Raw genomic sequence first — 20,688 nt, 5'->3', positions numbered from 1 at the left:
TATTAACCTAAAATCATCCGACGAATTTTATAATACGTTTTTGCTATATGCTGCCGACGCTTACTACCAACTGGAGCATAGCGATTTAAATATGGCATAAATTTACGCTTTACTTTTGTCTGGAATAACATTTGGTTACTACCTTTATTATTCGCAATTACATTAGCCTTGCCGTATAAGCGGTTAATAACTTCTTGTTGCCAAGGTGTTCCATCAATATATGACATGAAGTTATCAAAGAAATCAACGTGGGGAGCATCCCAGGGCTTGTTTTCACCTGCAAAATGAATCATTTTTGGTTTTTTTCTGGAAGCCAAAAACTGCATGTATGAGGCAAATTTTAGATTTGGGAAGAAATCATCTGTATTGCCATTACCATGATATACATTCCACTCAAATGGCAGATAATGCACCCGGTCGTAAAAAACCTTGTTCATAATGTCTTGGTCTAAAAACCAAAACGATCTGGATTTCATAGTAGCCATTAGCTGAGTGTATGTATTCTCAGCATTCATCTGCGCAACATTGAACAGAATTAAGCCAGCCTGAAAATAACGCTCTGTATCCTTCATTGCCAGAACATTATTTAAGTATTCTTTTGCTGTTTCGTTTTGGCCTTCCTCAGAATGAGCAATAGCGCCGAACTTTACAAAACCTTCCATGACAATATCTTTCACAGCTGCCACAAGGTTATTCTTCATATCAATATGAACTAATTCTGCTACATCACTTTCAACTATAGTATCAGCATCGATAAACAGGACTTTTTCGAAATTTGAAAACAAAGAAGGAATAAATAATCTAGCATAAGTCGCAGCGCTAAAATGCGCACGCGTATAAACACTTTTCATTTCACTGAATGCGTTAACATCAAAAAAGCGTATTGAAAAGTTATTTTTGTTTTTTATTAGCGAAATTAAACGCGACTTATTTCTAGCCGAAACACCATTTTCTAATACAACAATATCGTAGTTATCTTTTTCAGTGCTATTTTTAACTATGGAGTTTATTAATGCTCCACCACTTAATGAGTAATTATCATCAAAACAAATGACAATAGGGATATTTTTTGATTCAAAATTCTGTTTTAACTTCCCGTTAAATGTTTCATTTTTAACAAAAGTTCTTTGAATTTCTTTTTTATTTAACCCGCTAGTTTTTTCTTTATGAATCAGATATATATTGAACAGCCTTTCTGAGATATGGCCTACAACTCTTTTTTCTTGTGCATCATAATTACGGAGCGCGAAATTATTTTCAAGATCTTCAAGTATTGAAAATAACCATTCTGAATAATCTGAAAATAATTCAGATTTCATAACGAACATATTCGTATAATATCCATCGTGCGCAGTATTAAATTCTTTTACTGCTGCAGCATATTCAGGATATAGATACAATAAGCTGTCTATTGCTGACTGGTAATCTTCAATATGTAAATGCTGAGATACTTTATAATGTTCATAATTATTCTTGCTCCCCGCCTGCTTTACACTCCATTTTTTAGGCAACAAGATATCATAATCGGCAATTGCACTAATGATGCTGCTTTCATCTAACCCAAACTTTTTTTCATATTCAGGAGATATAACGTCTTCATTAATTACGCCCCAAATATCTTCATCATAGCTTTGATCTGATGAAAAATTTAAATGCCTCCTATAATGCATAAAGCCGACATAATCTGATGAGAGATCATTCTTCCACACCCAATATTGAGCTGTAAGTTCGCAATAAAATGGATTCTTAAAAGAAATATTTTCTCCAGTATTATCACCTATACAGCAAATATCATTATAGCTATTGGCTTTTCCTACATGTATTGGTTTTATTACATTTGATGATAAAAAGGCGCTGGGCTTATGGTGGCTGGTATATATTTTTACTTTTTCATTGCTAATATTCATTCATTGTTTCCTTACATTGAAGATCGATATTGTTCTAAAATTACAGCCGCATTGCCACTCGCCTTTAATCGGTGGTTCTCAATCCATATAACTCTGTCACAAATCTTTTCAATATCGGTTAAATTATGGCTAACAAAAAGTATCGTTACGCCTTTCTCTTTAAATTTATTAATGGTCTCAATGCACTTTTTTTGAAACGCATAATCACCTACAGCTAAAACCTCATCAATAATCAAAATATCCGGATCGACTTGAGTAATAACCGAGAAACCCAGTTTTGCTAACATGCCACTTGAATAAACACGAATCGGTTCATCAATGAATTCACCAAGCTCAGAAAATTCAATGATCTTATCAATTCGTTCATTTAATTGCTTACGTCTCAAGCCGAGTAGAGTGGCATTTAATCTAATATTTTCTCTACCAGTGAGTTCAGGATGAAAGCCGCCTCCCAATTCTAGCATCGAAGCTACTCGGCCTTTGGTGGTCACACTTCCTGCCGTAGGCTTAATTACACCAGCAACTAAACCTAAAGAAGTGCTTTTACCAGCACCATTTCTGCCTATCAAAGCAACAGATTCCCCTTTATTAACTGTGAAGTTGATATCCTCAATAGCCAGATAGCTTCTACCTGATAAAAGGGTTAATGCTCTTTTCGGGTTAAAAATCAGCTCTTTAATTCCTGAGCCAATATGATGATATAAGGGATAACTTTTAGTTACCGCTTTAAATTCAATTGCGACTTCCATTATAAAATCTCTGCGAAACGGTATTTTAATTTGTTGAAAACCCATGCACCAATGGTAAGCGTCACGATTCCCATACCATAAAGTGAAAGAATTTTTTCATAATCAACATGACCATTCATGAATAATTCTCTCCAGCTTAAAACCATATCTGCGAGAGGATTATAGGTTATTAACCATTGATATTTTTCAGGTATCATATCACTGGCATAAAGTATTGGCGTGCAATAGAACAGCAGCATAATACCCAATGTAATAAACCTTTCTAAATCACGGAAGAAGAGATTCAATGTTGAAAGGAAAAGAGCAATACCATAGGAGAAAATTAATTGTGCAATGCCAATCAATGGGATGCCATAGATCCAATTCCAATGAGGCGTCATGTCATATATCAAAAGGAACACAATGATAACAGGAATGGTACATAGGAAATGCAAGCACTCCATCATGACATTACTGAAAGGAATCACTGATCTTGGAAAAACTGTTTTCTTTATTATTTGTGCATTAGCTATGAACGAAAACAGCGAGTTAGAGGTTGTGCTTGCAAACCACTGCCAGGGAAACAATCCTGTGATAATAAAGATTGTGTAATTCGGGATTTGGACTCGCATGATTAACTTAAAGATAAAGTAGTAAATCATGGCAAAGAGAAGTGGATTAGCTATTGACCATAAATAACCTAGAAAACTGCTTTTATAGCGAACTTTAAGTTCCTTCTCAGTGATTACTGTTATTAAATCAATGAGATATCCCAAACTAAACTTCATACTTTACGCTCTAATTTTAAGCTTACGCTAATGATTATTTAATGTTCGATGATTAGTTCTGCAGACGCTACCGCCCCTGGCTCTATAGCTACCAGTACACTACTAATCAATCCATGTTTCGAAAGTTCGTGCTGCTATTTCCGATAACAAGCTAAACACATAACTTAAATTTTATAATGACCATCCGCACTTTTTGATAAGCGCAGAATGTTATCATTTCCGATAACTACTTAAAAGCCTGTAAAACTCCATGATTTATAAAGCAAAAAAGCCTGTCCGTAGACAGGCTTTGAGCTATAAACAGTATAACTAGCGGAATCCATTCGGATTCTTCGACTGCCAGTTCCACGTATCACGCATCATGGCATCGATCCCGCGCGTCACACGCCAGTCCAACTCAGTATTTGCGAGACTTGCATCTGCCCAGAACGCTGGCAAATCGCCGTCACGGCGTGGCTTAAACTCAAACGGAATCGGCTTACCGGACGCTTTCTCAAACGCCTTGATCATCTCCAGCACGGAGAAGCCCACGCCGCCGCCGAGATTGTAGGCTTTGTAGCCTTCAACTTTGGCTAAGTGGTCCAGCGCTTTTAGGTGCCCTTCTGCCAGGTCGACAACGTGAATGTAGTCGCGCTGTGCGGTGCCATCCGGCGTGTCGTAATCATCGCCAAACACGCCCAGCTTCTCCAGACGGCCAATCGCCACCTGCGCGATGTACGGCAGCAGGTTATTAGGAATGCCGGTTGGATCTTCACCGATTTCACCAGACTCATGCGCCCCAACCGGGTTGAAGTAGCGCAGTGCGATGGCTTTGAAATTCGGATCGGCTTTCGCGAAATCGCGCATCACGAATTCGATCATCAGCTTTGAAGTACCGTACGGGCTAGTGGTACCGCCAATTGGCGTGGTTTCCACGTAAGGAACCGGCGCATCGGCGCCATAAACCGTCGCAGATGAGCTGAAGATGAAGTTCCACACGCCAGCAGCGCGCATCTCTTCCAGCAGCACCACGGTGCCAGCCACGTTGTTTTCGTAGTATTCCAGTGGCATGCGCGTGGACTCACCAACGGCTTTCAGTGCGGCGAAGTGAATCACAGCGCTGATATCGTTAGTGGCAAACAGGTCACGCAGGCAGGCGCGATCGCGGATATCGCCTTCGACGAACACCGCTTTTTTGCCTGAGAGCTTTTCCACGCGGTTGATGGCTTCGCGGGAAGCATTGCAAAGGTTATCCAGGACCACAACGTCGTCGCCGCGCTCTAACAGCGCCAGCACCGTATGGGAGCCGATGTAACCCGCTCCGCCCGTTACCAAAATAGCCATGTGTACTCCTTTAAACCGCGCTAAAGGCGCGGTAGAGAATGAGAAAGCTTATTTCGCCAGTATTTTCTGAATAGATTCGCGGAAATCGCGGCCCTGATCGTTGTTACGCAAGCCGTAAGAGACGAATGCCTGCATATAACCGAGTTTACGACCGCAGTCGTAGCTGGTACCGGTCAGCAGCTGCACATCAACTGGCTTCTTCTTGCTCAGAGAGGCGATAGCATCGGTCAGCTGAATGCGGCCCCATGCGCCCGGCTCAGTGCGCTCCAGCTCTTCCCAGATATCCGCAGAGAGCACATAACGGCCAACTGCAGTCAGGTCAGAGTCGGTAGAACCCGCTTCTGGCTTCTCAACAAAGCTGGTGATGGTGCTGATATCGCCTGGGTTATCAATCGGCTCTTCGGTAGTCAGCACGCCATATTCAGTAAGATCTTCGCCCGGCATGTGTTTCGCCAGCACCTGGCTGTGGCCGGTGTCTTCGAAACGCGCAACCATTGAGGCAAGGTTATAACGCAGGTGGTCAGCGGTGGAGTCATCCAGCAGCACGTCTGGCAGCACCACCACAAATGGGTTGTCGCCAATCATTGGACGCGCGCACAGCACAGAGTGGCCCAAGCCTAACGGGTTGGCCTGACGCACGTTCATGATGGTCACGCCCGGCGGACAGATTGACTGCACTTCGCTCAGCAGCTGACGTTTAACGCGCGCTTCTAGCAGCGCTTCCAGCTCGTAAGTGGTATCGAAGTGGTTTTCCACTGCATTTTTGGAAGCATGGGTGACCAGCACAATCTCCTTGATGCCAGCCGCGACGCATTCGTCAACAATGTATTGAATCATTGGTTTGTCGACAATTGGCAGCATCTCTTTCGGAATGGCTTTCGTCGCAGGAAGCATATGCATACCGAGACCCGCAACGGGGATTACTGCTTTAAGCTTGGTCATATTTATTCCATTTCATGAAGTGAATACGTGGGGTCGATTATGCAGGATCGGCCGGTCGAGCAAGTATAATCTTTATCTGAAAAACCGGCACTAACTCTCTGTCACACCATCAAAAATCGCCAATTTGGCCGGTAAAAACGCCGAAATGCCGATGAGGAACCGATGCGCTAAACCGCTGAAAAATCGTGAAAGGATTTGAGATGACGAGACCAGAGATTGACTGAAAGCTGAGTTGATAATGCGCCATAAATGGCGCCGCTACGGACCGTGTAAACATTGAGTCATCTGTAGCGGCGCGATTCATCACGCGGGTTGGATGTTGATGTCTACAGCCAGCCCTCAAACCATTCCGGCATCACGAACAGGTTGAAGTGGTTTACCAGCATCATCAGCGCAACAAACACCACCGACACCGAAACCCACTGACGTGCATACGGCATAAAGCGGATGCCAATCACCGGCTTGATGAAGAACGGATGGGCAAAGGCCGAAATCAGCACCTGCGAGATCGAGAGCGTCAGCGCCACATACAGCACGTTCGGCCAGATGTAGGTCGTCGCCAGCACCGCAACCACCACCAGGCTCGCCACAATGTTCCAGTAGAACTCAACATTGGTGCGGCCGTTGGCCTGCGAAATCGCGCCGGTTAAGCCGCCCATCGGACGCAGCATGCCAAACAGCAGCATCAGCGGAATCAGATGGTAAACCTGCTCATGTGAAGCGCCGTACAGCACGCGCACAATGACCGGGGAAAGAATGCCAATCGCCAGATACATCGCGCTACTGAACAGCATGATGACGAAAGTGCCTTTCAGGAACAGCTTTTTCAGCTGCTCTGGATCGTGCTGCTTCTCAGCGAAGCGCGGCAATGCCAGGCGGTTAATCACCGGCGAAACCAGCTTCAGCGGTTGCAGAATGAGCTCTTTTGCCAGCGAGTAAATCCCCAGCATCTCCGCACCCATCACTTTACCGACGATCAGCGCATCGGCCTGGGTACGCAGCTGATTGATGGTCTGCGAACCAAGCTGATATACGCCATAACGCACGGCGCTGACGAAGGTTTTGCCGTCGAACTCCCAGGTCGGACGCCAGGATTTCTCGCCGAAGTAGATCATGCAAAGAATGCGCGTGAAGGCGTTGATGAACAGACCAAGAATCGCCGCGGCCACGGTAAGCGAGGTGTAATACAGCATCGCCACGGTACACAGGAACGCAAACAGCTTGGTGGCCATCTCAATCTTCGCCAGCGTTACCATGCGTTTGGTTTTCACATAGTGCGCCTGATACTGCGACAGATGTCCCAGCACCAGGAAGTTGAGGCTGGTGAGCATGATCAGGCCCACCAGCTCCGGCAAGTGATAGAACCACGCCACCGGATAGGCAATCGCCAGCATAATTAAGCCGGTGCAGAAACTGAGCGACACGTTCACCCAGTAAATGGTGCTCTGCTCACGGCGATTAATATCCTGGCGATGCACGATATAGCTGCTCATGCCCATATCCTGCAGCACGGTCGCCACCGCCAGAATCGCATTGATGATCGCCAGTAAACCCAGCTCGTGCGTTTCCAGTTTGCGCGCCAGCACGGCGAGCTGTAACACCTGGAGCAATGCGGCAAAACAGGTACTACCAAACAGCCAAACGGCCTGTTTTTTTAATCCGCTCACACCATGCGCTCCAGAATTTTCGCCAGCTCACCGTAAGCGATGTGCTGATTGAACTCAGTTTCGACTTTCTGCCGCGCAGCGGCGACCACCGGTGCCACATCCACGTCGCCACGCGACAGGCGCAGCAACGTCGCTGCCAGCTCGTCAGGATCGTTTTCGGCCACCAGCCATCCGCTGACGTCATTCTCAATCAGTTCAGGAATGCCGCTGTGATAGGTCGACACCACCGGCAAGCCAACTGCCATCGCTTCCATCAGCGCCACCGGAATGCCTTCCATATCGCCATCTGCGGCGGTTTTAGACGGCAGCAGGAAGATGTCCGCCTCGTTCAGCGCCTGACGAATCTCATCCTGCGGCTTGAAGCCCGGCATGGTGACGTAATCCTGCAATCCAGCGCGCGCGATGTGCTCGCGCATCATGCCATCCTGCTCGCCGTTACCGATGATGGTGAACTGGAACTGGCCGCCATTATTGCGCAGGATTTCGCTGGCTTTCACCGCCACATCCAACCCTTTCTTCTCGGTCAGACGCGCCACTGAGACGATGCGCAGCGGTTGATGGAACGCCTCGCGCGGACGGAAGTTAAACTTCTCCGGCTCGATGCCCATACGCGTGACATGCACCTTGGCACGCGGACAACCCATCTCAATCAGCTTGTTCTCCCACAAGTGGCTGATAGGCAGCATCAGTTCGCTCTGTTTGAACAGGTTGACGTAGTCGAGCTTATGCTCTTCGAGGATGTGACGACGCGAAATATCCGCGCCGTGGAACACCGTCGCCTGCTTGCCTTTCAGCACGCCGAGTTCGCGCAGCTTGTTAGCCAGTGCGCCGGCATAGCCAAAGTGCACAAGAAACACATCGGCGGTGTAAGGCTGTTTAGTGTTGGCGACAATCGCCGGCAGCAGCAGTTTGCTGGCCTGTGCGCCGTAGCGACGCACATTCAGCGACTTGAGCAGCGCGCCTTTGGTGATTTTCGGCAGTATCAACCCGATACGCTGCGTCAGCTTATCAAGGTTGGATACTTTCTCTTCCGGCAGTAAATAGTGGGTTTTCGCTGCCAAATTGTAGTCATCGAACGCGGCGTGGCGATTAATCATATCGCCCGGAAACACGGAGATAATCTCCACGTCGTAGCCTGCATCGATGAAATGCGTCACCTGATTGAGCACAAAGGTCTCAGAGGCAACAGGAAAACGCATGGTGAAAAAGGTCAGCTTCATCACTTCACCCCAGGACGTTGAGAATTTCTGCTGTAATGCGGTTACCAATCTCACGCTCCTGCGCCACCGCGGTATCAACTTTGTGTTTCACGTTGTCGTAGTCGGCCAGCACCGTCTGCACTTTATCAATGAGCGAACCGTCCATCAGGCTCTGCACATCGGTGGCCATCTGCGGCAGGCCAAGCTGTTTCATCACGCCGAGCGACTTGTGCTCGTAGTTGATGGCCACGGCTGGCGTACCAAAGTTCATGGAGATGATGGCGGAGTGCAGGCGGGTACCAATGGTCAGATGACAATGGCTGAGGAGGATGCCGAGTTCGAGGTCGTTGAACTCGTCCATGATGACATGGTAATGCTCGGGATGCTCGACATGATCGCGCAACGTCAGCGCCACCATGCGGTCGTCTTTGGCGTAGCTATCAATACCGGTACAGGTAGAGAAGGCAACCACCTGATAACCTTCGGCAATCATCGCGTTAATCACGCGGCCAAAGGCAGCTTCATACTCTTTCTGTGTTACGCCAAGACGTTTGTCGAACGGCGCCAGTTCACGCACGGTAATCGCAATGGTTTTGCGTGCGCTAATAATCGCCTGCCAGTGCAGCAGGTTATGGCTTGGATTAGCCACTTCACGCGCTTCAACCAGGAACGCGGTATCAACGCCCTTCTTCACTTTGCTGGTGGTCACGCCATCTTGCTTCAGGCGGTCGTAGCTCACCTCTTCGCGCAGCACCAGGCTGTCAACGCGATCAAAGACAAAGTTCGCCAGCGCATTAACGCGCGGGTTCTCGAACGGACCGACCGAGTGACCGACCATATGCAGCGGCTTTTTCGCCATCAGCGCACAGAGCGCGTGATCGAATTGGGTCACGCCGTAGAGATCGACGAAGAACGAGCCGCCAACCTGAATAATCGCGTCATATTGTGCAAGGCTTTGGGTGAACGCCGCCAGATGCGGTGGCACCGAGAAGGATTTGTACACGCCGCCTTTGCCAAGGTGCGCCATCATGATGTCCGGCATCAGGCGGTTCGCCACCTTGCGTTTCAGGCTGCCCACTAACCCTTTGCCCGACTTGCTGTTGTGCAGGAACAGGGAATCCTGCTGGATATCCTGCTGCAGTAAATAGCCAGAGCTTGTTGGATAACGGCTGATCACATCGATATCCAAATCCGCGCGCGCGGATTTCAGTGAATCAATCAGCCCACGTAAAATCGCGCCATCCCCACGATTTCCACAGGTATGGTTTCCTACCAATAAAATCTTCATAAAAAAACTCCGGAAAAATTTTTGTAATTTTTACAAGCCGCCAATAGCTGCACTGGCAAAGTGAACTCTGATTCAAAGGACTGCAATGGGAGTAAACCCCAAAAAAGTGGTGCTAATTGCATTTCTATTCAGTACTGCTTAAAAACTATGCACATTCCGTAGCGGCGCGATGCATCGCGCGTACCTGACATTGGCATTGCGCAATACATTGCGCCGCTACGATCGGTGTGCGTTATGACTTCACGGCGAAATACGGCATAGCCACCTGCTCGCCATTGATCACTACCGAGATGAAACCTTTGGGTTCGCGTGTATCCACCTGTTCCGGCTTCAGCGCGCGCGAGGCCAGTAGCAGATCGCCCTGCTCGTTACCGCCGATGCCAGCTTTGCCGTTGTGCAGGCTAAAACGCTGCGGGGCCTGTTGCGCTGCGCTGCCCGGCGCGCCTTTGTCCATCACGGCGTCAACGCGCGCACAGCGACCGGTCAGGAAGCGATCCTTGGCGGTGCTTTTGATCAGCACAGCGGTGGTCGGCGTCCAGCCCGCTAACTTCACGAACACTTTGGTGTCGGTATCGGTGCGCGGTTCGAAACGTACCTCCACCACCGGCGAGCTACCTTCCGCTGACCAGCTGGCTTCCGCTTTGTTTTTCTTGCGCTGCAGATGAATCACCGCGCGACCGCCGGTGCCTTTACCGTCGATGACATCCATCAGCGGCTGATTGGCGGTGCCGTTATTAAACTGCGACTGACCAAATACCTCGATCTCCCAGCTATCGCCCACCGTTGGCGAGTAGAAGTTGCCGAGTTCAAACCAGGTTTGCTGATCGCTGTTGTTGGTCAGGCGGAAGCGCGAGGTGATGTAGTTGTATTTCAGACTGCCATCAATGGCGACGCCGTAGGATTCAACGCGCGTTGAGCCCATTTCCCAGATGTTCAGCCAGCGCTCGCCTTCCAGCGAGTTATCAATCCAGCTGCCCGACTGCAGATTGGTCTGGCGCATATTAAGGCGCGAGTTACGCGCGTTAAGCGGGTTCTTACAATCCTCAATGCTTAGCGCATCGACAATCCACTGGCCGTTCGAGATGTCGCCAGGGAAATCGCTGTGCTCAATCCAGCCGTTGTGGATGATGGATTGGCTGCAGCGCGGCAGATTCAACACCATGCCGCCTTTACAGTGCTGGGCGTTGAAGTTGGAGAGCTCAATCGCGGTACTGTGATCCCAGGCGCCGGCCTTTTGCCCCGACCAGCTGGCCTTAATCACATCGCCGGTACAGGCGTTGGCGTACCACTGGTCGATTTTGCAATCCAGCGTATCCAGCAGGCTGAGCGAAACGCCGCCCACCTGATTGAAGCGCAAGCAGGCGCCACGGAAGAACTGGCCGCCCGGACAGGTATTGCGGAACAAACCCTGTTTATTCGGACGCTTGTCGGTGTTGCCGTTGAAATTCAGGTTGGAGATTTCCGTCCAGCGCGCATTCACCTGGAACAGGAATTCGGAGCGACCGTCGGAAACCAGCGTGGTCGCCGGGAAATAACCGAAGTTGACCATCGCGCCGGAAATGCGGAAGAAGCGACGTCCTTCGTCACCGAAATCACATTCAGAGACAAAGAAGGTGCCGGCCGGGAATTGCACGCAAATCTGCTGGCTGGCATCAATCGACCATTGATACATGGCTTTGATCGCCGGTGCCGTGTCGGTTTTGCCGTCGGCAATAGCACCGAAATCAAACAGCGTCAGGCGATTAAAATCTTCCACCACGCGACGCCAGGTGAAACCGTTGCCGCTGAAGTTCACGCCGCCATCATCTTTGCCATCGCCGAAGGTGCCGACGAACTCGCCGCCGCCCACTTCCAGCCCTTCGTGCCAGCTTTTCAGCTTGATTTTGGCACCGGCAAACAGCGGACGGGTTTTGCGCAGCTCTTCAACCGATGGGATTTCACCAATCAGCTGGTAGCCGTTCGGCTGCGCCAGACGCTGGCTGAAGTTGCTTTGATTAGGGCGCGAGACATCGCTGATAGAAAACAGCGTATGGCCCTGATCGTCCTCCACCACCATTGAGTGCGCGGGATTGGCGATCAACGCCGCATTGTCGTGAATGAACTGGGCGAAGTTGCCTTTGTTCAGCGCAATCGGCTGGCTGATTTGTGACACTTTGCCATTGGCATCGCGCAGAAACACCGGGATCTGATTGCCGGCCTGGCTGGCATCGCTGCCCGCTTTACCGATCCACAGTTTGCCCTCGAAGTTCTGCCAGAACTGCGGCGGCATGGTATAGACGTTTTCTGGCGTCAGAATCGGCACATCGCCTGCCGGTACGCTGGCAGGATCGACGGATTTTAACGTTGGCTGACCACTTTTTGCGGCGTAGCTGGAAAACGCACTCACTGAGAGCGCAGTAACAATCGAGGAGGCTGCGGCCTGCAAGACTTCTCTTCTTTTCATGCTTCAATTCCCGTGGTTGTGCGGCCAAAAAGGATTCCCGAGGCACGATAATTGTCGCTAAACAAGGGCGAGCCAGCTCTGCTTGATCTGATTACCGTCAAACTTGAGCGCGGTTTCTTTGGTTTTTTCACTCATGGCATAGAACAGGCCATCATCACTGGCGAGCTGCTCCATCCGCTTGATAAAGGTGGTTTTGTCATTCATCGGCACCAGGAAGCCATCTTCACCGTGGTTGATGATCTCCTGCGGCCCGGTTGGGCAATCGTACGCCACCACCGGCAGCGACCAGGATTTGGCTTCCAGCAGCACCAGCGGCAAGCCTTCATAGCGTGAAGTCATCAGCGCCATATCGCTTTCGCGGTAGTAATCATTGATGTTGCTGACTTTGCCGACGAAGTTAACGCTATTAGTGATACCTAACGCCGCAGCCTGATCGTGCAGCTGCTGACGCAGTTCGCCGTCACCGGCAATCACCAGTTTCCATTCGGGATGTTTCTTGCTGAAGTCGGCCCAGATATCCAGCAGCAGGTCGAAGCCTTTCTGGTTATCAAGACGTCCCACCGCCAGCGCCTGACGGCTGCGCGTTTGACGTTGAAACGCTTTGTACACCACCGGATTGGGGATTTGCTGGCTGGCAATATTCCAGCGGTTAAACACCTGATGATCTTTGTCGGTCAGGACGATCACCTGGTCGTAATAGCGCAGCATCAGCCACTTCAGCAGCTTAATCGGCTTGCTGAACGAGTTAATCGCGATGTGTTCGCAGGCATACGCCTTGAAGCGCTTCTTCTTCAGCGCCATCAGGTTCCAGAAGGCGAACATCACGCTCAGGCGGCCCATGCTGATCAGGAATACGCTGTCGAAGCCTTCCTGATGAATGCTGCTAACGGCGCTTTTAATTGGGTTGCTGTGGCCTTCAAAGCTGACAATTTTTTTCACCCGTTCGAACGGATAAAAGGTTTTGCCATGGCCTTCCAGCGAGTAAATGGTGACTTCATGCTGCTCGCCGAGGCACTCAGACATAAAGTTGCAGATGTTTTCCGTGCCCGCATACGAGTAGGCATCTTTAATCACCAAAACGATCTTTTTCATACAATCCTTTCCACCTCAAAAATATAAAAGCAGCTAAATCACCGTTGCGCTTAGCGGTGTTTTAAGGCAAAAAGAACCCCATTCACCATATACCAGACATAATAGTAATATACTTTTAACGGATTGTTTTTATAGATAATTCTTAATAATTCGAGGTGCCACTTCGCCGCTTTATTTTTGTTGCGCGACAGTGAATCGCCCAACTCGTAATAGTTGACCAGGGTTTTCTGGATCACGCGGGCTTGTTTGTAGCGGAGGAACAACTCATAGAGGAACAGGAAATCTTCGTGGCCTTTACGCTGGAAGAAGATGCCCTGTGGAGGACGGCGGAAACACACCGAGGAGAAGCAAACACGATATTGCTTCTTCACGAAGTTTTCCTGCTGCAGGTAGGGTTTGCTGTAGTTGATATCGTGGTCAGCGGTTTTGGTTTTGTAGTGATAATGCGTGATCACGAAATCGTCGCCGGCGGCGATCGCGGCCGTCTGTTCGGCCAGTTTTTCGCGGTGCCATTCGTCATCGCTGTCGAGAAACGCGATGATCGCTTCTTTCGCTGCGCGCAGCCCCACGTTACGGGTTTCGGCTGCGCCCTGATTGACCTCGTTGTCGAGAATGGTGATACGCGCGTCCTGACAATGTTCACGCACCAAGGCGAGTGAATCATCGGTGGATTTGTCGTTGATCAGGTAAAGATGCCAGTCGCTGTAGGTCTGGTTGATGATCGACTCAACCGCGCGCAGAACGGTATTTCGCGCGTTATACATCGGCATCACAATACCGACGGTGCCAACATGATTTGTCATTTGTCTACCCGGAGTTTCAGGAACCAAAAAATTGCCCCCGTGTAGGGAGCAAGTGAAAGTGTTTAAAAGTGAATCAGGAGACGGCTCTTCTGCCCGAGAAGCGCGACTTCACCTTATCGAGCAGGCGATTCATGAAGTAGGCGCGATTGTCACGGTTGGTGAGGAAGAAGTAGCGTGCAAAGCTGAGGCTGGCCTGCAGCGATTTACCATCCATCTTGTAGCGCAGCGGCAGCTTGAACGCCTTGTAAGTATGGATGTCACGCGTGGTCAGATGCGGCTTCATGGTATCGAGCCAGAAGAAGGAGTATTTGACCGATTCGCCTTTGTGCTTGGAACCAAATTTGGTCACCAGATGGTAGGTTGCCAGCGGTTTGTCGATCATCACGAAGGCGTAACCCATGCGGTCAGCGCGGATGCAGAAGTCATAATCCTGATGGCGAATATAGCGCGCGTCAAACTGGATTTGCGCCGCATCTTCGCGCTTCAGCACGATGGTGCTGGTTTGAATAAAGCCGTAACAGCCAAACAGATACTCGGCCACGGTTTCGTTTTTGCCGGGCGGTTGCATCGGCATCACCTTGAGGAAGCTGCCATCCTGATGGATGTTCACCTGACTAAAGATGACGTAGCGCGATTTGCCCTGCGCTTCCAGTTTGGCGATGGTTTCACTCGCCACCAATAACTTGTCCGGATGCCACTCATCGTCGGCATCGAGGAAGCTGATAAAGTCGCCGGTTGCCAGCTCAATACCTTTGTTACGGGCGCCAGCGCCGTTGAGTTTGACCTCAGACAGCTCCAGTTTGATAGCCAAATCCTGATAACGTTCGCTGCGTACCACCTGCGCCAGTTCAGCCGCATCGGCCGATTTGTCATCAACAATAATGACTTCAAAATTGCGATAGGTTTGCGCTTTGACGCAATCTAGCGTCGTGACAATCGATTTCGACGCGTTATACGCGGGAATAACAATTGAGAAGCGAATCTCCTGCATTGCCAGCACCTCATTAAAAAAGTTACAAAATCAATGATATAACTTGTGGGCTCAAAAGAATAATGGGTGATGTCCTAATTTGTCGGCGAGGTCTTCATCGCCACTTTCTTCTTGTTGCTACTGCCGATAAACGGTTTCTCGACAAACAGATACGTCAATTTCGCCACATAGAAGGAGGCGACAAAGAACAACGTTGAAAGCAAGGTGTAGAACAGGAACGAATGCGGATAGAGCGTTTCCGGGATCTGCTTGATGAAATAGAGCACCACACCGTGAATCAGATACAGGCTGTAACTCACCTCACCAATCGACATCAGGGTTTTGTTTTCCAGAATGCCAAACACGGCGTTGCCGCTGCTGACAATAAAGAAGATTACCGTCAGGCAGCAGAGGAAAATCAGATACCAGAAGGTGTTGCTGGTGAACGACAGCGAGAACAGCGACAGCACAATCACCGCAAAGCCGGCCAGGCTGGAGGTTCTGTAGTGCGCAAACATGTCGCGATACTTATACGCCAGATAACCCATGGCGAAGCCCAGCACCGGACGCGGATCGGTATAGGTTTTGCCCCACAGACGCAGGCCAACCGCCACGCAGAAAATCACGCCGATCGAGCCGAGAATCAGCAGCGTTTTGTATTTACCTTTGGTGGCGCGGTTGAGCACGTAAATCAGCGGAATCGACAGGTACAGCAACCATTCGAGGCGCAGCGTCCATTCCACACCGGCGTTGACATCCGCCGTCAGGAAATCACCCATGCGGTAGCTGCCAATAAACAGCAACCACAGCACAGCATCTTTTACTGCCGTGAGGCTATAAGTGAGATCGCCCTGCACCACGCCTACCGCGATGATGACAAAACCGGAGAACCAGAACATCGGGACGATACGGCGGATACGCGACTTCAGCAGCTTGTGCGTCAGCTGCCCTGGCGTCAGGGTTTCATTATCCAGCCAGCGATAGAACAGGAAGGCGGAGATCATGAAGAACAGCAGTACACCGAATTTACCGGAGTTAACGAAGAAGTTGCCTTCGGAGAACCAGGCAAAATAGTCTTTATCGAACACCCACTGACCATCCAGCGAATAGATGTAGTGCGCGAAATGTGAGAACGCCACGATGCTGGCCAGCAGCGCGCGCATGCCAGAGATACTTTTAATACCGCTACTGTTGTACACGCCTTTGTGGAAGGAGAATACTCGCAGAATGATTAGCGCCAGACAAAATGACAGCACCATGATTAATACATACATGTCAGCTCCTGAATCTGAGTTGGGTTAGCTGCTGTGCCGCGACAAAACGCTATCGAAAGTGCTGCTTAAGACGTTGAAGGTTCTTTCTGCTTTCTGCTTATAAAGCATCTCGTTCGGGTGAATGCAATCAGGCGACATCTCAGATTGCCAGTCACGGTTCTGCTTGATGGCGCTGTACTGCTTCACAATCGGCACCTGCTGCTCTTTAGCCACTTCATTTAACTGATAAACATACGGCCAGACGTTCCAGCGCTCGGCTTTGCCACAAATGGGATTCGGTTCCTGTAACACCACCAGCTTGTTATTCGCCTTCGCGCCTTTGACCAGCTCGGTGATGATGCGCTTATACTCTTGCGGCGTTTCAATGCGCTCGCCTTTGTCTTTGAAGAAGTTGATGCGCGCATCGTTGATCGCATAGTTAATCAGAATCATGTTGGCATCGGATTTCGCCATGCGTTCTGACCAATCCATCGGCGTATTGTCTTTGTCGTAAACCAGCACCGAAACCTGTGCGCCCGGCATGCCGTGGTTCTTCACCTCAATGTTGTTGCCGTATTTCTCACGCAACATCTGCTGCAAAAAACTCACTTCATTATTTTTACTGAGGATATTGCGATTGCCCGACGCGGTAACGCCAGCGGTGGTGGAGTCACCGTAGGCGGCGATGATGAAGGTGCCGGGATGATCCTCTGCCTGCGCCAGTAGCGGCGCAGAGGTGATCAGAATTGCCAGTAAAGTCTTCCGCATATTTCCTCTCATCGGTTAATGAAACAATTTGAATTCACGAGCAACTTCATAGCCCACAACGGCCTGCTTCAGTGAGATCGTGTTGTAGTAGAGGTAATAAACAAGGAAGAAAGCGAACATCGCAAACATCGCGGGTTTCAGTACGCGTTTTGACTGGAAGATTAGCGATGTCAAAATAATCGGTTCGACCTGCAGCAGGTAGTTCGACAGGCGCGCACCCGATGAGTAGTTGTAGAAGAAGATCCTGATACCGCCGCCGATGGCAAAAGTGAGAATCAACAGATAGTTCAGCTTCCACACGTCGTACTGTTCACGCTTGAGCTGGTTGCTCAGCATGAAGTAGACAAAGATAAACACCAGCATGATGTTTTTCAGGTTGGACACTGACACCACGCTGCCGTCACCGGCATTCGAGGCTTCGTTACTGTAGCCTGCGGCCCTCTCGCCCATCGATCCCAGATGTCCGGCGATCAAGGCAATAAAGCCGGTCCCGCCCACCACCGAAAGTGGCACACTGAATATAATGATGGCCACCGGCCACCAGCGCGATTCCCGAATAAACAGGAACGGAATGATGGTCACCACCATTACTGCGGTGTTGTGGCTGAGGAAGGACAGAATAAAGAAGGCAAACGCCCACCAGTATTGCTTGAGGTAAATAGTCCAGATCACGCCAAGGAACAGCGCCGAGCTCAGGCCAAAACGAATCTGGTTTACGTCTTTGTTGATAAAGATATGCGCCGAGTAAAGCGCCAATGCCAACACCGGATACGGTGACATCTTTTTGAAAAAGATGGCGTTGGTTGAAACTGCCAGAATACTGAACACAAACAGGAACACGCTGGCATTGTGTGAAAACAGGCTGGTGATCCACGCGATAGCAAAAATCAGCGGTTCATAACGGAAGAAGGCGACGGTGTTGGCAAAACCGTTGACCTCAATACGGCGGACGAAGTCGGCAAAGAAGCTGCGATATTGATAGTCGTCCATCCCGGTACCGAGACCGCGAATACCGGCGAAAATAATCAGCGTGACCGTGGCGATGCACAGCAGGTAAGTCAGAATATGGGTGGTGCGTTCGTCTTTCTTCAACAGGATTTCGACCAGCGCAAGCAACAGCAAAAACCCTGATAAATACCAATATGGAGCCATGGTGTGATTCCTTAATTCCACAAGTTCTCGTGCCAGCGGTGGCTTTTAATGGCGTTATAGAGAGAATCACCTGTGTAAATCGTTGCGTGTCGTCATTCAAACGGTGCGATCAAAAGGGGCGGTCAACCCGCCCCTTTCTTCACCGGATTACCCTCATCATTAACTGTGAATGACGGGCAAATTAACTTTTGGTCGGTTTGCCATACTCGTAGTCGTAATAGTCGTAACCGTAACCATAAGAGTTGGCGGCTTTACGCACCACGGCGTTAAGGATCACACCTTTAATCTCAATACCGTTCTGGGCAAAGCGCTTGAAGCTGACATCCAGTTCTTTCGGCGTGTTAGTTTCGAAACGCGCCACCATCAGCGACGTACCGGCCAGCTTACCGATGATAGACGCATCGGTGACCGCCAGAATCGGAGGCGTATCAATCAACACCAGGTCGTAGTTCTTGCTCGCCCAATCCAGCAGCTCACCCATGCGACGATGCATCAGCAGTTCAGATGGGTTTGGTGGCACCTGACCGCGTGGCAGGAAGTCAAAACCGTACGGGCCTTTCTGAATCAGCGCCGGGCTGAACTCGGTTTTGCCTGACAACACGTTAGACAGACCGGATTTGTTATCGGCTGACAGCAGTTCGTGGGTGTAACCGCGACGCATATCACCATCGATGAACAGCACACGTTGGCCCGCTTTGGCGACCAGCGTTGCCAGGTTGGCACAGATAAAGGTTTTACCAATACCTGGGCTGGCGCCGGTGATCATCAGGATGTTGTTTTTCGCTTCCATCATCGCGAAGTGCAGGCTGGTACGCAGGCTACGAATCGCTTCGATTGACAGATCAGTTGGATTGCCCAGCGCCAGCAGCGTTTCGTGGGGATCGGTTTTCACCTTGTTGCCACGACGCGCCAGTGCTTCGGTATCTTTCTTACGTTGCCATTCTGACAGCGGTACGCTGGCATAGACGTTCATGCCCAGCTCTTCCAGCTGCTCTGGATTTTCGATGCCGTGATGCAGCAGCGCTTTCAGCAGCACCAGACCAACAGAAACCATCAGACCCAGAATCACGCTCGCCGCGATGATCAGCAGTTTCTTCGGTGCCACCGGGCTGTTGCCGGTTGCTGCGCCATCGATGATGCGTACATCACCCACGGTGCTGGCTTTACTGATACCCAGCTCTTGCTGACGGTTCAGCAACTGCATGTAGATTTCCTGACCAGACTGCACATCACGCGTCAGACGCAAGATCTCTTGCTGCGTCTGTGGCATCTGAGAAATCTTTTTATTCAGCTGCGCCTGCTCACCTTCCAGCGTTTTGGCGTTTTTCCAGCAAGGCGCGGTAGGTTGGGTGATCTTTAGTAAACAGCTGAGACACTTCGGCTTCACGGAAGGTCAGTTCGTTCAACTGGCTCTGCACGCTGACAGAAGAATCCAGCGCCGATTTGGCTTCCAGCGACAGGTCAACCGACTCGTTCTGGCGACGGAAGGTATTCAGCTTGTCTTCGGCATCATCCAGTTTGCCACGCACTTGCGGCAGCTGGTTGCGCAGGAATTCCAGGCTCTTTTCCGCTTGCTCAGATTTACGTTCAACGTTCTGCAGCAGGTAGTTATTGACGATTTGGTTCAGCACTTTACTGATCTGCTCTGGATCTTCACCCAGATACTCCAGACCCAGCACGCCCGTGTCTTTACCTTTATCCGCAACGGTCAGGTTGGCCAGCACGGAGTTAATCGCCTGCAGCTCGTTCAGTTTGGTAACGCTGAAGCTGGTGCCTTCATCGGCATTGATGCCGCTTACCAGCATGGTCACATCACCGTGCGTTTCCAGCTGACCAACTTTACCTTTGAACAGCTCATCACCGTCCGCTGACACGGTATACGAGTCAGGACCGGTCACTTCCAGTTCAACGGTACGCTTATCGATGGTGCGTGGAATTTCCAGGCGGGAGATGGCGACGGTTGATGGCTTGTTACCCATCAAACGCGACAGACCTTTACCAATCACCGGGAAATAGTTCTGGGTGACAACGGTGTCCAGACCCAGATCGTCAACGGTTTTACCGATAACCATGCGCGATTCCAGAATCTGAATCTCGGTATCGGACGCCGGCGTTGGCGGCAGAATGCTGTCTAACTCATTCAGTACTGAGCTGGCATTCTTCTGTTCAACCTGGACTAACGCATCCGCGCTGTAGATTGGTGTAGCAAACAGTGTGTAGAGCGTGGCTACCAGCATGAAGAAGGCGGTAACGGCAACAATGATCCAGCGATGATCAATCAGCTGTCCCACAAGATGCGCCAGATCCCATCCATTCGAATCTTCCTTTGGCGCGGTCATAACCTTGTTTTTGATATTCATGGATA

15 protein-coding genes and 1 pseudogene are annotated in these 20,688 nt (G+C 50.0%); all 16 read right to left on the bottom strand.

Annotated elements, in window-relative coordinates:
- Window positions 1–2: 2 nt before the first annotated feature.
- The 16 genes and pseudogenes from Q3H59_RS07155 to wzc all read right to left on the bottom strand — a co-directional run bounded on the left by Q3H59_RS07155 (window position 3) and on the right by wzc (window position 20,683).
- Complete coding sequence (locus Q3H59_RS07155; protein ID WP_309834015.1) at window positions 3–1,907, bottom strand: DUF4422 domain-containing protein; 1,905 nt, start codon at window positions 1,905–1,907, stop codon at window positions 3–5.
- A gap of 11 nt (window positions 1,908–1,918) precedes the next feature.
- Window positions 1,919–2,656, bottom strand: coding sequence for an ABC transporter ATP-binding protein (locus Q3H59_RS07150; protein WP_309834013.1), 738 nt, complete (start codon window positions 2,654–2,656; stop codon window positions 1,919–1,921).
- Window positions 2,656–3,423 (bottom strand): ABC transporter permease, encoded by a 768-nt coding sequence (locus tag Q3H59_RS07145; protein WP_064739220.1) that lies wholly within the window; start codon window positions 3,421–3,423, stop codon window positions 2,656–2,658. The genes Q3H59_RS07150 and Q3H59_RS07145 overlap by 1 nt, the downstream gene beginning before the upstream one ends.
- Window positions 3,424–3,732: 309 nt before the next feature.
- The gene (gene galE / locus Q3H59_RS07140) at window positions 3,733–4,746 is read right to left on the bottom strand and encodes a UDP-glucose 4-epimerase GalE (protein ID WP_222212083.1); all 1,014 of its coding nucleotides are present in this window, start codon (window positions 4,744–4,746) and stop codon (window positions 3,733–3,735) included.
- 48 nt (window positions 4,747–4,794) lie between these two features.
- Window positions 4,795–5,688 (bottom strand): UTP--glucose-1-phosphate uridylyltransferase GalF, encoded by an 894-nt coding sequence (gene galF, locus Q3H59_RS07135; protein WP_101763372.1) that lies wholly within the window; start codon window positions 5,686–5,688, stop codon window positions 4,795–4,797.
- A 326-nt stretch (window positions 5,689–6,014) separates the two neighbouring features.
- Window positions 6,015–7,355, bottom strand: a complete 1,341-nt coding sequence (locus Q3H59_RS07130; protein WP_008104858.1) for an MOP flippase family protein — start codon at window positions 7,353–7,355, stop codon at window positions 6,015–6,017.
- Entirely contained in the window at window positions 7,352–8,575 is a 1,224-nt protein-coding gene (locus Q3H59_RS07125; protein WP_192411955.1) for a glycosyltransferase, read from the bottom strand. The genes Q3H59_RS07130 and Q3H59_RS07125 overlap by 4 nt, the downstream gene beginning before the upstream one ends.
- A 4-nt stretch (window positions 8,576–8,579) precedes the next feature.
- Window positions 8,580–9,842: a colanic acid biosynthesis pyruvyl transferase WcaK gene (wcaK, locus tag Q3H59_RS07120; protein ID WP_101763371.1), complete on the bottom strand. Its 1,263-nt coding sequence runs from the start codon at window positions 9,840–9,842 to the stop codon at window positions 8,580–8,582.
- A 232-nt stretch (window positions 9,843–10,074) separates the two neighbouring features.
- Window positions 10,075–12,285: a phage tailspike protein gene (locus tag Q3H59_RS07115; protein WP_192411531.1), complete on the bottom strand. Its 2,211-nt coding sequence runs from the start codon at window positions 12,283–12,285 to the stop codon at window positions 10,075–10,077.
- A gap of 57 nt (window positions 12,286–12,342) precedes the next feature.
- Window positions 12,343–13,377, bottom strand: coding sequence for a glycosyltransferase (locus tag Q3H59_RS07110; RefSeq protein WP_101763369.1), 1,035 nt, complete (start codon window positions 13,375–13,377; stop codon window positions 12,343–12,345).
- A gap of 50 nt (window positions 13,378–13,427) precedes the next feature.
- The gene (locus Q3H59_RS07105; protein WP_110866651.1) at window positions 13,428–14,180 is read right to left on the bottom strand and encodes a glycosyltransferase family 2 protein; all 753 of its coding nucleotides are present in this window, start codon (window positions 14,178–14,180) and stop codon (window positions 13,428–13,430) included.
- 73 nt (window positions 14,181–14,253) lie between these two features.
- Complete coding sequence (locus Q3H59_RS07100; protein WP_101763367.1) at window positions 14,254–15,171, bottom strand: glycosyltransferase family 2 protein; 918 nt, start codon at window positions 15,169–15,171, stop codon at window positions 14,254–14,256.
- 74 nt (window positions 15,172–15,245) lie between these two features.
- The gene (locus tag Q3H59_RS07095; protein ID WP_101763366.1) at window positions 15,246–16,424 is read right to left on the bottom strand and encodes an acyltransferase; all 1,179 of its coding nucleotides are present in this window, start codon (window positions 16,422–16,424) and stop codon (window positions 15,246–15,248) included.
- A gap of 24 nt (window positions 16,425–16,448) precedes the next feature.
- Window positions 16,449–17,171, bottom strand: coding sequence for an SGNH/GDSL hydrolase family protein (locus Q3H59_RS07090; RefSeq protein ID WP_192411529.1), 723 nt, complete (start codon window positions 17,169–17,171; stop codon window positions 16,449–16,451).
- Window positions 17,172–17,186: 15 nt separating this feature from the next.
- Complete coding sequence (locus Q3H59_RS07085) at window positions 17,187–18,323, bottom strand: EpsG family protein (protein WP_137386120.1); 1,137 nt, start codon at window positions 18,321–18,323, stop codon at window positions 17,187–17,189.
- Window positions 18,324–18,504: 181 nt separating this feature from the next.
- Window positions 18,505–20,683 (bottom strand): annotated as a pseudogene (gene wzc, locus Q3H59_RS07080) (tyrosine-protein kinase Wzc).
- Window positions 20,684–20,688 lie beyond the last annotated feature (5 nt).

Source organism: Pantoea sp. SORGH_AS_0659, assembly GCF_031453915.1.
In the GTDB taxonomy this organism is placed as follows: Bacteria; Pseudomonadota; Gammaproteobacteria; order Enterobacterales; family Enterobacteriaceae; genus Pantoea; species Pantoea leporis.
This window is presented reverse-complemented; position numbering and strand designations above follow the sequence as displayed.

Excerpts from the sequence above, each read along its gene's own strand:
- Q3H59_RS07155 (WP_309834015.1), bottom strand. The coding sequence starts at position 1,907 with ATGAATATTAGCAATGAAAAAGTAAAAATATATACCAGCCACCATAAG.
- Q3H59_RS07150 (WP_309834013.1), bottom strand. The coding sequence starts at position 2,656 with ATGGAAGTCGCAATTGAATTTAAAGCGGTAACTAAAAGTTATCCCTTA.
- Q3H59_RS07145 (WP_064739220.1), bottom strand. The coding sequence starts at position 3,423 with ATGAAGTTTAGTTTGGGATATCTCATTGATTTAATAACAGTAATCACT.
- galE (WP_222212083.1), bottom strand. The coding sequence starts at position 4,746 with ATGGCTATTTTGGTAACGGGCGGAGCGGGTTACATCGGCTCCCATACG.
- galF (WP_101763372.1), bottom strand. The coding sequence starts at position 5,688 with ATGACCAAGCTTAAAGCAGTAATCCCCGTTGCGGGTCTCGGTATGCAT.
- Q3H59_RS07125 (WP_192411955.1), bottom strand. The coding sequence starts at position 8,575 with ATGAAGCTGACCTTTTTCACCATGCGTTTTCCTGTTGCCTCTGAGACC.
- wcaK (WP_101763371.1), bottom strand. The coding sequence starts at position 9,842 with ATGAAGATTTTATTGGTAGGAAACCATACCTGTGGAAATCGTGGGGAT.
- Q3H59_RS07115 (WP_192411531.1), bottom strand. The coding sequence starts at position 12,285 with ATGAAAAGAAGAGAAGTCTTGCAGGCCGCAGCCTCCTCGATTGTTACT.
- Q3H59_RS07110 (WP_101763369.1), bottom strand. The coding sequence starts at position 13,377 with ATGAAAAAGATCGTTTTGGTGATTAAAGATGCCTACTCGTATGCGGGC.
- Q3H59_RS07105 (WP_110866651.1), bottom strand. The coding sequence starts at position 14,180 with ATGACAAATCATGTTGGCACCGTCGGTATTGTGATGCCGATGTATAAC.
- Q3H59_RS07100 (WP_101763367.1), bottom strand. The coding sequence starts at position 15,171 with ATGCAGGAGATTCGCTTCTCAATTGTTATTCCCGCGTATAACGCGTCG.
- Q3H59_RS07095 (WP_101763366.1), bottom strand. The coding sequence starts at position 16,424 with ATGTATGTATTAATCATGGTGCTGTCATTTTGTCTGGCGCTAATCATT.
- Q3H59_RS07090 (WP_192411529.1), bottom strand. The coding sequence starts at position 17,171 with ATGCGGAAGACTTTACTGGCAATTCTGATCACCTCTGCGCCGCTACTG.
- Q3H59_RS07085 (WP_137386120.1), bottom strand. The coding sequence starts at position 18,323 with ATGGCTCCATATTGGTATTTATCAGGGTTTTTGCTGTTGCTTGCGCTG.